Raw genomic sequence first — 13154 nt, forward strand, 5'->3', positions numbered from 1 at the left:
ATCGCTCATTTTCACGTAAAGGAGACCATCATGGACAAGGAAATCGTCAATCGCTCGCTTCCGCAAGGCGCTCCGCCAACGGTCCTTGGCGAACGGCCAGCCCGCATTCCCACCGGCGGCACGATTCGGGCGGGCATCAAAGTGCTGACCAAGGCGGCCGCAAGCAATCCGCAAGCCAAGGCGATGTACGAACAAGGGCTGGCCTCAAACTGTTCATTTGAAGAGATCGGACAAAAAATTGCCGAGGCATTCCCGGATATCAAGACACCGCTTGTTCCCAAAAATGTGGCCTGGTTCACCGTGCGTCCGAATGACTTTCCCAACCCAGCCCTGGCAGCGCAGATTTTGGCGGCCTTTGGTGAGGATCGGGGTGACGGCGTCATCCGGCTGTATCGTTTTCCAGTCATCTTTCCTGCCGATACCTGGCAACTGGTCATGCCACACGAACTGGCCGCCTGGGCACGCAATGACAAGCGCTACTGGAGCGAATATGCGTCGGATGGCCATACCCGCTACTGCAAAATGTACGCCCCCGTCCGCTTTGATGAGCGCAGCCAGCGCGTTGTACGTACCTTCGGTGGGCGGCCACTCCAACTGCGGCCAGAAAACAATGGCGTTTGCGATCCTGAAAACTGCCCGGAATTTCAGAACCGGCAATGCAATCTGAGCGGAAAGTTCATTTTCTATATTCCCGGCATTCCCTCGATCGACGCTTTCGTGCTGCACACGAACAGTTTTTATGCCATGAGCCGCGCCATCGAACGCTTTGAAACCATCTCATTCATGCGCGGTGGCCGACTGGCCGGCTTCCTGGATCAGCACCGCACGCCCTTTTATTTCAGCAAAAAGCTGCGTGACGTCTCGCATATCGATCCAAAAACCGGGCAGTCCGTGCGCAGCGCACACTGGATCATCGAACTGGAAGCACCGATCGATGTCTCCTCTCTCTTGATCCAGCACGACGATGAAAGCGCTTTACACTTGGCGAATCAGGCCGCCAATATTTTGCAGGGTCACAATGAACAGCAAGACGCGCCCTTAGCGAGTGGCGGTCCCGATGATGGATATGTCGTAACACCGGAACAACCTGCGGAGACCGGAGCATCTATAAAGCAGAAGCCGGCCCCCGAATCCATACAGTCTGCGTTACCTGCGCAGGACGCCCCAGCTACCGAAGATGAAGCGATCAACACCCTGTTCGACCTCGCCGCAGCCTATGGCGTGGAACGGGAGCGCTTTGGCCTCTTTGCTGATCGCCAGTGGGGCGCCGGCTGGCGGCGCAATGTAAATGGCCGCCAACGCGTACTGGCGGAACTGGAACGCTATCAAAATGATCCGGAAGGCTTTTGTGACAAGGTCAACGCCCGCTTGCGCGCGTCCGACACGCATTTATCCAGGCCACGCACTCCAACAGCGCCAGCCAAGGAGAAATAATCATGCGCATCGCTCATTTTTCCGATCTGCACTATGCAGTATCGACCTTGCCCGAGGTCGATACGTGCTTCACCTATGCCGTGGACCAGGCGATCGCAAGACAGGCAGAGGTCGCCGTCATTACTGGCGACACCACCGATCATGCCCTGGATGCCCATTCGCCGGCGTTGATGGCGCTTGCGCGCCAGATTCGGCGCCTGGCCGACCATTGCCCAGTGCTGATGTTACAAGGGACCTTCTCACACGAACCACCCGGTACGCTGGATCTGTTTTCACTGCTAGGAGGACGGTATCCCATTCACGTGGCCAACCGTCTGCAGCAGGTCATTCTCATTACCCGGCGTGAATGGACGCCTTCGACACACGCCCGTTTCGATACCAAAGAATGGTGCGATGCGGAGTGCGCCCTCCTCTGCTCGTGCGTTCCGACCATGAATAAGGCGAATTTGGCCACCAGTGCCGGCGCGGAACACGCGGGACAGGCGATGGGACACTATCTTGCGGACCTACTGGCTGGTTACGCGCCGGGCAATCTGCTGGCGCGCCAGCGGGGCATTCCCACTATCGCGCTCTCCCACGGTACCGTGATTGGCTGTATGACAGAACATGGGGTACCGATGGCCGGGCTGGACCACGAATTTACCGCAGGCGCGCTGTTTCAGGCACAAGCCAATGCGTTCATGCTGGGGCATATTCACCTGCATCAGGCGTGGGAGCAGCATGGGCAGATGATCGCCTACCCGGGTTCTATCGGACGTTTACATTACGGCGAACAAGGTAATAAGGGTTTCTTGATGTGGGACGTCACCGCAGATAGGGCTTGCTGCGAACTCGTTGCGACCCCGGCTCGCCGCACACTGGAGCTGGCGTTTGCCGGGCAGCCAGATATGGATGCACTGCGCCAATACGTCGCTATCCACTCCATCGAAGGTGCCTGGGTGCGTATCCGCTGGCAGTGCCTTGAAGAGGAACGTGCCACCATCGACCGCGAAGCGATCACGTCATTGTTTCGTGGCGCCGCAGGCATCAAGCTCGAAGGCCGTGTGATTCCCATTGTCCGTACGAGAGCGGAGGGAATTGCTCGCTGCCATCAACTTGAAGAGCAAATCGATACGTGGGCACGCCAGGTCGACACGCCAGCAGCGCCCCTATTAGCGTGTCTGGCCCAGTTAACCACCCGCTCACCCGCTGAAATTGCTATGGCTGCCCTTTCAGGAGAAACAGTTGCTGGCGACGCTTAGACAAGCGGATGCAATGCTTCACGAAATGGGTCTGTGCAGCCTTGAGGTGCGCGTGCTCCGCTTCATACTCAAGATCAGAAGACACTTTGACCAGGAGAGACCATCATGCGCCCTCTTTCCCTCACCTTGACGGGCTTCATCGGCATTCGCGATGGGATGAACAAAGAAACATTGACGCTCGACTTCGAGCGCCTCACAGCCGGCGCCCAACTGGTGGCCATCGTCGGCCCCAATGGACGCGGAAAAACTACCGTTTTAGACAACATGACGCCCTATCCGACCATGCCGTCCAAGGCAGGGGCTGAAGGCCTTGGCAGCTTTTCCTACTACGATGAGGTGTACTTGCCGCTCAACCGCAAGGAACTCCTGTGGGAAATGGGGGGACGGCAATACCGCACCCAGGTCATCATTCGCCTCAACGGCAAACGCAGGAGCGAGGCTTACCTTCATCAGCTCTGCGCTGGTACATGGCAGCCCGTGCAACTCCCAGACGGCAGCCTCTCCGATGGTCGGATGGAATCATACCAACGCTGCGTCGAGGACATCGTCGGCCCAGCAGCCACTTTTTTTACCACGGCATTCTCGGCGCAGAACAAGCGCCAACTGGCACACTACCGCAATGCGGAAATCAAAGTGCTATTGAGTGACCTGCTCGGACTCGAGCGCGTGCGTGCCAAGGGGCTACAGGCTGCGGAGACGGCCAAACTGCTGCGCTGCGGGCTTTCCGGATTGCAGCAGGAGCGGCGACTGTTACAGCAACAGATCGATGACAATCACGAGGTATCACGGCAATTGAGCACGCCCGACGGCGCGCTGGAGGCCTTACAACGCGGCAGGCAGGCAGCACTGGCAGCGCTGGATGCGAAAAAAAATGCACTGGCCACCTTCAAGGCCGAACAAACCGTCTCCGCAACCTACGTGAACCAGCACCAGCAGCTCAACCAAACACTGCAGCACCTGCGCGATCGCCTGCTGACACGCAATCAGCAAATCGACGAGCGAGAACACGACCTCATCGCGGTAAGCAAGGCCATGATCCACCAGATCGTGCAGCGGCGGCACGAGCATGCGCAGGAATATCTAGCTGCAGTAAGCCGGCATGCGAACCTGCGGTTGCTCAACGCCGATCACCGACGTGTGACCCGCGCCGTTCAGCGGCTACCGATCCTGACACGCCTGCAGGAATACCGCAGCAATCATGCCGCAACCTGCCGTCAGTTGCATGATCGGCATACGGAGGCAACGTCCCAGCGTGTTGTAGCCCTGCAAAAGATCGATGGATTCAACCGGGAAATCGGTGAGACGGTATGCCAGATCCGAACACTGCACCAGCGCCTCTTACTCACCTCCCTCGTTCCCTGCGCGGGGACCGCGCTCCAGGGACAATGCCAGCTACTCGAACACGCCCGCTCAGCCCGTCCCATCATTCCCCAGCACGAACAATCGCTGCGCCGCCTGGAACACGCCCAGCGCCAGCAAACCGAGGTGCTGTCACAGCTGGACGCGCAAATCGCCGCGATGCCGGACACGGCAGAGCGCTTGGCACGGGCACTACGCCGCCTGGATCGTACTCGGGAAAGACGCGCAACCAATCAGCAAGTCGCTGCGCGCGCCAACGAGATCGAGCAAGCACGGGACAGCATCGACGATGTGATCCGCCGGATTCACCTGCTCGCGCAGGCCGTCGACCATGATACGGACACCGAAAAACAGGAAAAAGCACGCGTCGACAAGGAACTAGCAGCCATTGCAGGTGAGCGCGCTCAGATCGCGCAGGGTATTCGCATAGAACGTAAGCGTATTGAACAGCAACTCTCCGCTCTGCCTTTGCCGTTCGATCCGGTTCGTCTCGCGCAGGCCGAGCAGGAAATCGCTCACTTCACGGACAAGCTCACAGAATGTGAAACACAACTGCACGAAGCGATCGGGCGCCAGCACCGCCTGACTGAGCTTCAACGCCAGCTACTAACCCAACGTCAAACGCTAGCCGCCCTGGATGCCCGGATCGCGCATATCGAAAAGCAGACTGCGAACTGGTCTCTGTTCGCCACATGCCTAGGGAACGACGGGGTCATCGCATTGGCCATTGACGACGCGGGCCCCGCCTTGTCGATGCTCACCAACGATTTATTGATGGCGTGTTATGGGGCGCGCTTTACGGTATCCATTCGCACGCTGCTGGAGTCGGGCAAAGGCCAATCCAAGGAAGGGTTTGACATTATTGTGCATGATGCCAATACCGGCTTCGCGAAAAGTGTTTCTAAGATGAGCGGAGGTGAGCGCGTCTGGATCAACGAATGCCTCACGCGCGCCATGGCCCTGTACCTGATCGAGTCGGATAGCCGGCGCAGCGAAACCCTATTCTCGGACGAAGCCGATGGCGCCTTTGATGCCGAGCATAAACGCATGTTCCTGGCGATGAAACGCCAAATCATGCAACTGGGTAACTATCAACAAGAGTTTTTTATTTCACACACACCCGAGTTGGCCGCCATGGCTGACGCCACCATCGATCTCATCTAGTTTTCAATATACCCACCAGTCACCATCACATCACCCGCCAAGCCGCCTTCTGGTGTGCCCTTCTTATCCTCTGGCCGTGCCATCGATTGAAGAATGCCTGGACAAACAGGGATGATGAGCGAGCTACCGCTCATCATCCCTCATTCATCTGAGCACTTCCACCGCTGCAGGTACGAGGGGTAAGTGCCCCCATTGTCGTGATAAATGCTTGCCAGCATGATCACTCAATGCGGCTCTGTAAGCCGTAGGCCAAGGTGAGCCACCCTGCCTTGCCGCTCGTTCCTCCTCATTTGACGCAGATGGTTTCTCCAACACATACCACCTACTGTGTTGGCACAATCACATTTCCATCCACCATGCGCACGGCATAAGCGCATTTCGCCTGCCGTCTTGGCGAGGCGAATACCTTCCAGCCACAGTTCCTGCAGCGACTCATTGAATAGAAACACCAGCGGCATTTCCTCCCTTCCGTCGAAGTAGTCTTCGTAGCCTAAGTGCAGAGCTGCCCGAAATGCTTCCAGATGCACCAACTCATCGCTATCCGGACGCCACCTCTCGGTCGCCTCCATGAATTGCCGGACGACAGCAAGACCATGAACCTCGTTAGCATCGTCCATCATCGCCTCCGTGGCGCTCTACCTCCTCGGCAGTATCGTGCTGGCGCTTCCTTTGCAACGCTCTCAACTGTTCAACACTGTCGCTGATAGCCGCCTGCGCAAACCCCATCAGCCAGGCATCCCGTAATCCGATCTCCTGGTTAAACAGGCGCGGCACCTGCTCATTGCCCCGCTTGTAGTCGTCATACCCCATCTCCTCGGCGCGATATAACATCACGCTCATCAGGTCGTGTCGACGCCGTTCATCGTAACGGATGTCCAGCGCGCGGCAATACTCGTGATAAATCAAACCAATTGTTATGTTAGTGACGTCATCCATGACAATACTCCTCAGTGCAAATGCCCTGCGCCGTCTGCCAAGGATCCACCGTGTCCATAGCAAAGATCCTTTGCTGAACACAGGTGCCCTGTCGTCAGGTCGCAAAAGCAAATGCACGTCCTATTTGTTCGAATAAACTGCGCGCCGTCCCGGGTTACCACGCGCGCACCTGGAGGCAGTGCCTCTAATTGCTCAATGAGCGGGTCAACCTCTCCAGCTACGCTGGCATATGGACTCCCACTCCTCTTCCAGAGTAAATAATGATGTTTCATGATGTCCTCCATGCTTGAGGGAATTGAAATGTCCTGGGCAAGCGATGCCAGCACACGGCAGGGAACCTGGACGATGCCAGCCTTGCGTATGCTGGCGACTTGAAATCTGCTCAATCCATGCCTATCCTGAGCAACGGTATCGGCACAGAAAGCCTTGTGTGCCGAATACAGGATCTGATGGGGGCCTCGATAGGCAAAAACATGCTGCAACTTGGCGTACATATCCGACTGACGTCGAGAGACGTCGAGCGCCTGCGCTACGTCACTGGTTTTGAACCGGTGGGTATCACAAGGCTCGCTGATCTCGACGCCTACATCGAACAATGCAAACAGCATTTGCGAGGTCGTGCCGACGAGACGCGACTACTACATAAACTCATCGACGAGACGGTGGCATCGTGCCGCGTATCGGCCGGCGCAATACTTCACCGATAGCCAGCCGACTCCTAGTGCGTCCGGGCATGATGCCGTTCCCGTGCAAAAAACCCGCACTCATCAGCTACAGCACTTGTCTTTGCAACGCGACCGCCTGCCGCTATTCCAGACTCGATCGTGAATCAACGCGCCCTTCCGCCAGCGCGCTTTGTCGGACGCCGAGATGCGCTCATACCGGCCTGTTGCCCAGCGTCAGTTGCAACGCTCTCACGCAATGGGCGAGCAATTTCTGACGGCGATACTTCCTGGCCGGCATCAACCTGATTGGCATCCCCAGATGTCAACCTGCCCAACTGAGCGGCTGCCCGATCCTCGCGTTCGGGCAAACAGGCTAGGAGGACCGCTCCCATAAACCTGAACAACCTGCTTGTCCAACCGAGGGGAGCGCCGATCACCATATGGATTACCCAACGGATCGCAGCACCAATCTTGCGCAGGCGTGCCTGGCGCGCTTTTTCTCTTCGCAACACATGTTTACAACGCAAATACAGGCCGCTATGCTGCAATCGCATTTCACCGTTTTTTTCCAGATGCGCCACCAACTCTGCGGCAATCACTGGGTCTGCCGCGCGCCGATAAAGATTCGCCCAAACCCGCTCCTCTTCAATGTCCACCAAGGAGCGCCGCCGCTTTCCGGTCCTCATCTCTCCATCGTTTTGCATGATGTCCTCCGCAAAAACAAAAGGGAACGCCGGCATCCCATCGGATGCTGGTGCTCCCTCATCTACATACGCCCCGCCCCGTTAACAAGCAAACGAGACAATCTATTTAGCACTCCCCCTCATCTGGCAACGAATAACCGCATGCGGGGCAATCAATGCTCCAGTGCTGATTGATCGAGCCAGACTCGGCGCTTTCCCAGCTGTGATACCTGGCCCGTTCATGCGAACATGCCGGGCACTCCGCCTCAAAGTGCTCATTGTCGAGTTCCATTCCGCCAGGCTCGACGCCCCTTCCAAATACCCTGGTTCCCATGTTGGTCTCCTCAGCAAGCGCCTTGTCTGGAATGTGAAGCACTCCGGGCAAGGCGCCGCATCAGCTGCGTTCGCCGCAACCAGAGCTCAGTCGCGAGATGTACAACACAGGCAAACAACGATCCTGTGCCCGACCTCAGGTACTGGAACACACTGCCAGGATGACACTGATGTGGCGTCTGCGCGTGCGCTGAAGCGTGCGATATCCGAGGGTCGCCTGAGCTTGGCCGCAGCAGTGCACACACAACATGCACCTCGCCGTTCACCTCACGTAACCCGGTGCCGCCGAGCAAAACGCAAAGCGGGTACTGCTGATCCTGTAGAAATTGTCGTTGGGACATGATTGCTCTCCAAAAAAAGAAGGCACCATGGCCCCGCACGGGGACCGCGATGCCCCGCACACGAGAAGATATGCCTGGCTAGCGTCAAAAACCGATAGACAAGCGAAAGAAGGCCCACCATTCCGGAGAACAGGGGCCTAATCTAGGAAGTATCGAATAAACGGTACTTCCTGACGCAAACGATCCTCTGCTTGCGCAAATCAGCCTGGTAATTGACCAGGCGAAGATCGGTTGCCGAAGCAACGTGTCGAAGTACTACTCGACAGGTGATTGACGGGTGACGACCGCAACGCTCACCACGTGAGTGGCAAGATCCTGCCAGACGTCCGCGATGGATGGGGCAGGAGCAATGTGAGAGCGATTCTCACAGAAAGCATTCTCATTTTTGCAGTAGTTCTTGACGAATTCAAGGCGCCCCATGACGAAGTTCACCGAAAAAAGATGATTCACCGTGCGTTGAGCTTCTGTGCACATAAGGGCCGACACATGCATCGGCCAATAACAGGTATTTGAACAGGACCAAGTGTGCCTTTGGGTAGATGCCCTTCCGATCAAGCCTTGAAGCCGTTAAGGTTTAATATTGCTCGTCCCCGTCACAATGATGTGGTTGAATTTTACAAAACAAGAATTTTCGAGATGAAATATCTGGTAAGCGTCTCTCCAGCGGCGCCTTGCGTGCAACGGCAAACTATGGTCGATCGGATGTGCCCGGATGCTGAGCCTAAGATAGCACTGACACATTAGGAAATTGACCACCCCTCTTACTTGGTAAGAGACATCAAGATATCCCACGATCAACGGCCGCTTTCTTGATGCCTCGAACGACTACACCACTCGACGGGTATCTTGCACGCTCCAAACAATCATTACCAACAAACAGCGCCTTGTGGTGCGGTATGCGCAACTTCGCGCATATTCATTTTTTCTTCAATCTCGCATCATAAAGATCTGGATATACAGAAGGTTGGGAGGACGCTTGGCATAGAGACCTTATGCAGCGCAGTTTGTCACATAGGCATATCCGTCAAATTTTTTCTTAAGAGTTTGAGATGCTGAAATCATAGGTTAAAATAAGGCAATTATGTCAAAAAATCCGTGAAGCTCTGATGGCGAAAATTGACAACCAATTTAACATTAAGTAGATCCTATGGAAATTGATTACATCACGCGGGACTTTAAAAAGGACTATCTACCTCTAGCATTTCGGGGTTTTGGAGGCCCCGGCTACTGTTTTTTGCGAGTTTGGATCGTTGACGGAAAATTTCAGGTTTTATGTTCGCAGTTGCCAAATTACACTGGGACATCAATTACAAACGCACTTGAATCTGTCCATGAGTCAGTGGTCAGGACACTTCTAGATGAGAAATTGGAAACGGGTGAGTCCGTCTTTGAGATACGCCTTCAGTTTCCCTTCCTTCGCTCCCTTATAAGTTCCCCTACCAGTATAAAGGCCGATGTTTTAGCGAAGGCCAAGCAGATTTTTTCGCGTAACTGCCTCTGGATCGAACACTACCCAAAAGGAGCGGGAATATCTGAGAGCGATTCATATTCAGTTGTGGTCATCGGAAATGATGGAGCTCCGTCGTGGAGCTACATATCTCGGCCCGCTGTCGAATCAATGCTCAGCAATGCATCATTTATCGAAATCAATGAGAGGAATCTAGACAAGTGGACCACCCCATCGATGTAATCAATCTTACAAATTTATGGAAGGGACGGAAGTATATCGATGATATTGGTGCGACCGTGAGTATAAATCTCGGACGAGCTTTGGTGAACATCCATAAAGATATTTCCAAAATGTGGGAGAAGCGCCCAGGTGGCAAAGAAACGTTTTACGTGCAGGAGCGAACTCTTTACGAGCCGATTTCTAATAATTTGTGCAGCGTTCTCCCCTTTCAAGCGGTCGTCGACATCGAAGCAGTCCTAAAAAGACTGCCGAAAGGCCAGAACGCCCAGAAAACAGATGTTTCAATTCGCCGACTGGCGGATGTGAATGGAAACCGTCTTGATGATCATCATCACAAGTGTTTTGTAGAGATAAAATCTGTATTTCATGGGGAAAATATCGCGGCGAGCTCTATCACGGATGATATTGAGAAGCTCCTACTCTGCGAATCAGCGTATAAAGCGAAGTGTTTTTTTATGCTTGTTGGCTTGAAAAAAGACCTAGACCGTGTTTCCGCGCATACGAGCATTCTTGGTTTGCACAACAACGTTGGACCGATATCCTTGGCTCTTCCTTCAAAAAAAACAGCTTGGCTGCAACCTAGTGCCAGAGTTTTGGACGAAGATTTGCAGGTCTATGTATGGGTTGTTTCGAATAGAAACGTATTTCCATCAGATGCGAGCAACTTCACGTACTCCGTTTTTCAAGCAAAATAGCTGGCTGATTACATCTGTAAATATGTACCCAAAGTTCAATAACTTTGGGGCTATCTATCATCGAATATTCGTCCAAGCAATCTGAAACGTTCACGAACCAGTAGATTATAACAGCGCATAAATTCTCCTCCGTCGTCACAGTTTGCGATGACATGCTTTTCCAAACGTCCGAGTCGCGGAACGCGCAGCGTATCTGCAATCACGCATGATGTGTGAGTAAAATTGCATAAAACAAAGGGCCGCCCCTCCACTGGCGCATCATAATAAGCTTGCGCCGCGAGGCGGGCATCGTGCATTTCGATGCCCTTGCACCCGCTTTTCTCAATCACCGTATAGGTTGATCCGGCCGTCCGGCATGCTCGCAGCAACTGCCGGCTCTCCGCATTCAGCTCCATACCACCTCCCCCGCGCGCCTCCCCAATACCAGTTGTACCAAACTAGCTCCGCTGACCAGCACCACTTTGCTTTTGGTCAGATGGGGATATACTGCGGCGCCGCTGCGTCCGGTATGCAAAAATAGTCCCGCCCCAAAACCATGATGACAAATGGCCTCACCGAAGGCTGCCACGTGGTGGTGATTCACATGGCCGCCGTAGCGCTTAGACTGCACCGCACACCACCCATACCCAGGCAGCCACACCTTGCCGTCAATCCCACCATCCCCAGAGTACCTCGGGTTGCGCAAGACAAAAAGCCCGGCGTCTTCAAGGGCCGAGAGCACCACCTCTTCGAACACCAATGGATCCACATTGCGCAGATAGGCCAGGCACCGCGCCGCATATCCATCGCCCCTGAACTGCCGCACAGCCCGCAACACCGCGCGCGATTGACCAATACGCCTGCGATGCTCAGGCAGCTGGCGCATGCGCATCGCATTGAACAACTGCGACGCACATCGAACCAGCATGCCGCTCACGCCGCGCGTGCGGGCCAGCACAGCTTCGTAGCGCTCGCGCGGCGGACGCGGAGCGCGGACGGCGCCAGGTTTTCTATACTCGACGCTCTCACCACCATCATCGCCAGCCACTGAGCGCTTGACCCACCGCGCATGCGGATTTCCTGACGACCAACGCTGCCAATGTCCCCGTTTCATGATGCCGCTCCCGTTAATTCCACTTCGTCACTGCGCCGGCCCACCGGCGACCCCAGATACGCATTGCTGATTTGCCTCCGATGGTGGCCCAGCTGTTCGGCCACCTGCCGATAAGCGTCGGCCATGACCTCACGATCGATTAACAGCTCGCCGCCACGTACAGGCGGCTGCACCTGCGTGATATCAAAGTACAGATCACCGGCGAACTGGTGCCGCAAGCCGTGTGGCGTAACACCCAGGTCATTCTTGGTCAGCCCAACTGAACGCACCACATTCGAAAACAGGTCCAGCGACTGTTTCAAGGACAGCCCAGGATGCCCGATATGTCCCCAGTCCTGCCGGGCGAGATAGCGTGCGCGCGCCAGCGCTTGCCTCTGCTGGGTTGTGCGCACTGCCGCATAGCGCAGCCGGCCGCCCTTCGTCCCGCGCTTGATGCGCAAAAAACTGATGTAATGATCGGATCGAGGATGCTGAGCCGGCAAGGCATATGCCGGTATTTCGGCGGCGCGCGGGCAGAACATCACGGCTTCCTTGCGGCGCAGGCCAAAGGCGATCATCATCGCCAGTTGCCCTCCCACGTGACCGTCAACCGCATCAACGGCCGCAATGACCTCATCGACGGCAAGACCATGGCTCTCCCACCCCTTGTCGATCAGCGCACCATATGATCGGCGCACCAGACACGGATCGCTCACATAGCTCACGGCGCTGCGCACCAGACCTGGCTTGCCGATCCAACTGGCGAAGACTCGGATAAAGCTCATTTGCTGCTGAATGTAGGCTGCGCTGCAGGGATATGCCCGGCGCGGTATCGTCATCGGCATATCAAGTAACACATCTGCAGGTACCGACTGCGCCGTCCAATACGCCATCAACGCACGCACATGCCGTTCCGCCAAGTTCTCCGGTACTGGCTTGAATCCCAATTTACGCAGCAACGCGAATATCCGGTACAAACCCTGGCTACGCGCCTCCCTGGTGCTATGCGAAATTCCTTTACCGATGCTGGCATGCCGCTCATTGAACGCGTCCAGCAACGCATCCAGCTTCCCCCTCCATTGTGTGTTGTGGGTCATGACTTCACCCTCCTGATACTCAAGGATTGTCGACTTGGCATGCTGCACTGTCTGGCGCGCATGCCTCCGGTGTGGCCTTCAACTGGCATCGGCGCCTGGCCTGCTGCGCCGACGAGGGAGATATGTTCTATGTATTCCAACGCGCTGCCCCTATCTCAGCGTCGATGGCGGATTTTCTATTTGCCCGAAGGCGCGGTATCTTAAAAATGCTCATGCGAAAAACCAGCGAATTTCTCCTTCTGTGTTAGTCCCCGCGTCTTGCGCGAGCAGTGCGGCGCCTGCGCCACAAAGACATTTAGGTGCCCCGGCCACTCTCAATTGAACCAGGACCTTGCCCCCTCTTCCCTCACGGTCATCCCATCAGCCCTACCACCAGGCCGCTTCGTGATTGCGCACTAACCAGGTTGATCGAAGCTTCTTCGGCAACGTCACAACAAGGCACCG

General features: G+C 55.6%; 11 protein-coding genes. 4 read left to right on the forward strand and 7 right to left on the reverse strand.

From position 1 onward, the window contains the following. Positions 1-30 precede the first annotated feature (30 nt). The 3 genes from ACQ4WY_RS25455 (at position 31) to ACQ4WY_RS25465 (ending at position 5198) form a co-directional block, all read left to right on the forward strand. Complete coding sequence (locus ACQ4WY_RS25455; RefSeq protein ID WP_436506470.1) at positions 31-1434, forward strand: recombination directionality factor; 1404 nt, start codon at positions 31-33, stop codon at positions 1432-1434. A 2-nt stretch (positions 1435-1436) separates the two neighbouring features. Beyond that, positions 1437-2675, forward strand: a complete 1239-nt coding sequence (locus ACQ4WY_RS25460) for a metallophosphoesterase family protein (protein ID WP_436506471.1) — start codon at positions 1437-1439, stop codon at positions 2673-2675. Positions 2676-2780: 105 nt separating this feature from the next. Beyond that, positions 2781-5198, forward strand: coding sequence for a DNA repair protein (locus tag ACQ4WY_RS25465; RefSeq protein ID WP_436506472.1), 2418 nt, complete (start codon positions 2781-2783; stop codon positions 5196-5198). 224 nt (positions 5199-5422) lie between these two features. On the opposite strand, the gene ACQ4WY_RS25470 is transcribed toward ACQ4WY_RS25465, so the two are convergent. From ACQ4WY_RS25470 to ACQ4WY_RS25485, 4 genes are all read right to left on the reverse strand, one after another. Next, complete coding sequence (locus ACQ4WY_RS25470; RefSeq protein ID WP_436506473.1) at positions 5423-5815, reverse strand: hypothetical protein; 393 nt, start codon at positions 5813-5815, stop codon at positions 5423-5425. Next, positions 5802-6134 (reverse strand): hypothetical protein, encoded by a 333-nt coding sequence (locus tag ACQ4WY_RS25475; protein ID WP_436506474.1) that lies wholly within the window; start codon positions 6132-6134, stop codon positions 5802-5804. Before ACQ4WY_RS25475 ends, ACQ4WY_RS25470 begins: the two co-directional genes overlap by 14 nt. 11 nt (positions 6135-6145) lie before the next feature. Continuing rightward, a complete protein-coding gene (locus tag ACQ4WY_RS25480) occupies positions 6146-6742 on the reverse strand; it encodes a hypothetical protein (protein WP_436506475.1) in 597 nt (198 codons plus the stop codon). A 221-nt stretch (positions 6743-6963) separates the two neighbouring features. Next, complete coding sequence (locus tag ACQ4WY_RS25485) at positions 6964-7503, reverse strand: hypothetical protein (RefSeq protein WP_436506476.1); 540 nt, start codon at positions 7501-7503, stop codon at positions 6964-6966. Positions 7504-9824: 2321 nt separating this feature from the next. Between ACQ4WY_RS25485 and ACQ4WY_RS25490 the strand changes: the two genes are divergently transcribed. Beyond that, positions 9825-10541, forward strand: coding sequence for a hypothetical protein (locus ACQ4WY_RS25490; RefSeq protein ID WP_436506477.1), 717 nt, complete (start codon positions 9825-9827; stop codon positions 10539-10541). A 50-nt stretch (positions 10542-10591) separates the two neighbouring features. Here the strand turns inward: ACQ4WY_RS25490 and ACQ4WY_RS25495 are convergent, their stop codons facing one another. From ACQ4WY_RS25495 to ACQ4WY_RS25505, 3 genes are read right to left on the reverse strand one after another with little or no spacing between them, the layout of a single operon-like run. Next, positions 10592-10936 carry a hypothetical protein gene (locus ACQ4WY_RS25495; protein ID WP_436506478.1) on the reverse strand — a complete coding sequence of 115 codons (345 nt, stop codon included), beginning with the start codon at positions 10934-10936 and terminating at the stop codon, positions 10592-10594. Then, the gene (locus ACQ4WY_RS25500; protein ID WP_436506479.1) at positions 10927-11634 is read right to left on the reverse strand and encodes a restriction endonuclease; all 708 of its coding nucleotides are present in this window, start codon (positions 11632-11634) and stop codon (positions 10927-10929) included. Before ACQ4WY_RS25500 ends, ACQ4WY_RS25495 begins: the two co-directional genes overlap by 10 nt. After that, a complete protein-coding gene (locus ACQ4WY_RS25505; protein ID WP_436506480.1) occupies positions 11631-12710 on the reverse strand; it encodes an integrase domain-containing protein in 1080 nt (359 codons plus the stop codon). The genes ACQ4WY_RS25500 and ACQ4WY_RS25505 overlap by 4 nt, the downstream gene beginning before the upstream one ends. Between the last annotated feature and the right edge of the window lie 444 nt (positions 12711-13154).

It is taken from the genome of Janthinobacterium salmonicoloratum (genome assembly GCF_051380845.1).
Lineage (GTDB): Bacteria > Pseudomonadota > Gammaproteobacteria > Burkholderiales > Burkholderiaceae_D > Janthinobacterium > Janthinobacterium lividum_F.

Coding starts and splice junctions, on each gene's coding strand:
- ACQ4WY_RS25455 (WP_436506470.1), top strand. CDS start 31: ATGGACAAGGAAATCGTCAATCGCTCGCTTCCGCAAGGCGCTCCGCCA.
- ACQ4WY_RS25460 (WP_436506471.1), top strand. CDS start 1,437: ATGCGCATCGCTCATTTTTCCGATCTGCACTATGCAGTATCGACCTTG.
- ACQ4WY_RS25465 (WP_436506472.1), top strand. CDS start 2,781: ATGCGCCCTCTTTCCCTCACCTTGACGGGCTTCATCGGCATTCGCGAT.
- ACQ4WY_RS25470 (WP_436506473.1), bottom strand. CDS start 5,815: ATGGACGATGCTAACGAGGTTCATGGTCTTGCTGTCGTCCGGCAATTC.
- ACQ4WY_RS25475 (WP_436506474.1), bottom strand. CDS start 6,134: ATGGATGACGTCACTAACATAACAATTGGTTTGATTTATCACGAGTAT.
- ACQ4WY_RS25480 (WP_436506475.1), bottom strand. CDS start 6,742: ATGCTGTTTGCATTGTTCGATGTAGGCGTCGAGATCAGCGAGCCTTGT.
- ACQ4WY_RS25485 (WP_436506476.1), bottom strand. CDS start 7,503: ATGCAAAACGATGGAGAGATGAGGACCGGAAAGCGGCGGCGCTCCTTG.
- ACQ4WY_RS25495 (WP_436506478.1), bottom strand. CDS start 10,936: ATGGAGCTGAATGCGGAGAGCCGGCAGTTGCTGCGAGCATGCCGGACG.
- ACQ4WY_RS25500 (WP_436506479.1), bottom strand. CDS start 11,634: ATGAAACGGGGACATTGGCAGCGTTGGTCGTCAGGAAATCCGCATGCG.
- ACQ4WY_RS25505 (WP_436506480.1), bottom strand. CDS start 12,710: ATGACCCACAACACACAATGGAGGGGGAAGCTGGATGCGTTGCTGGAC.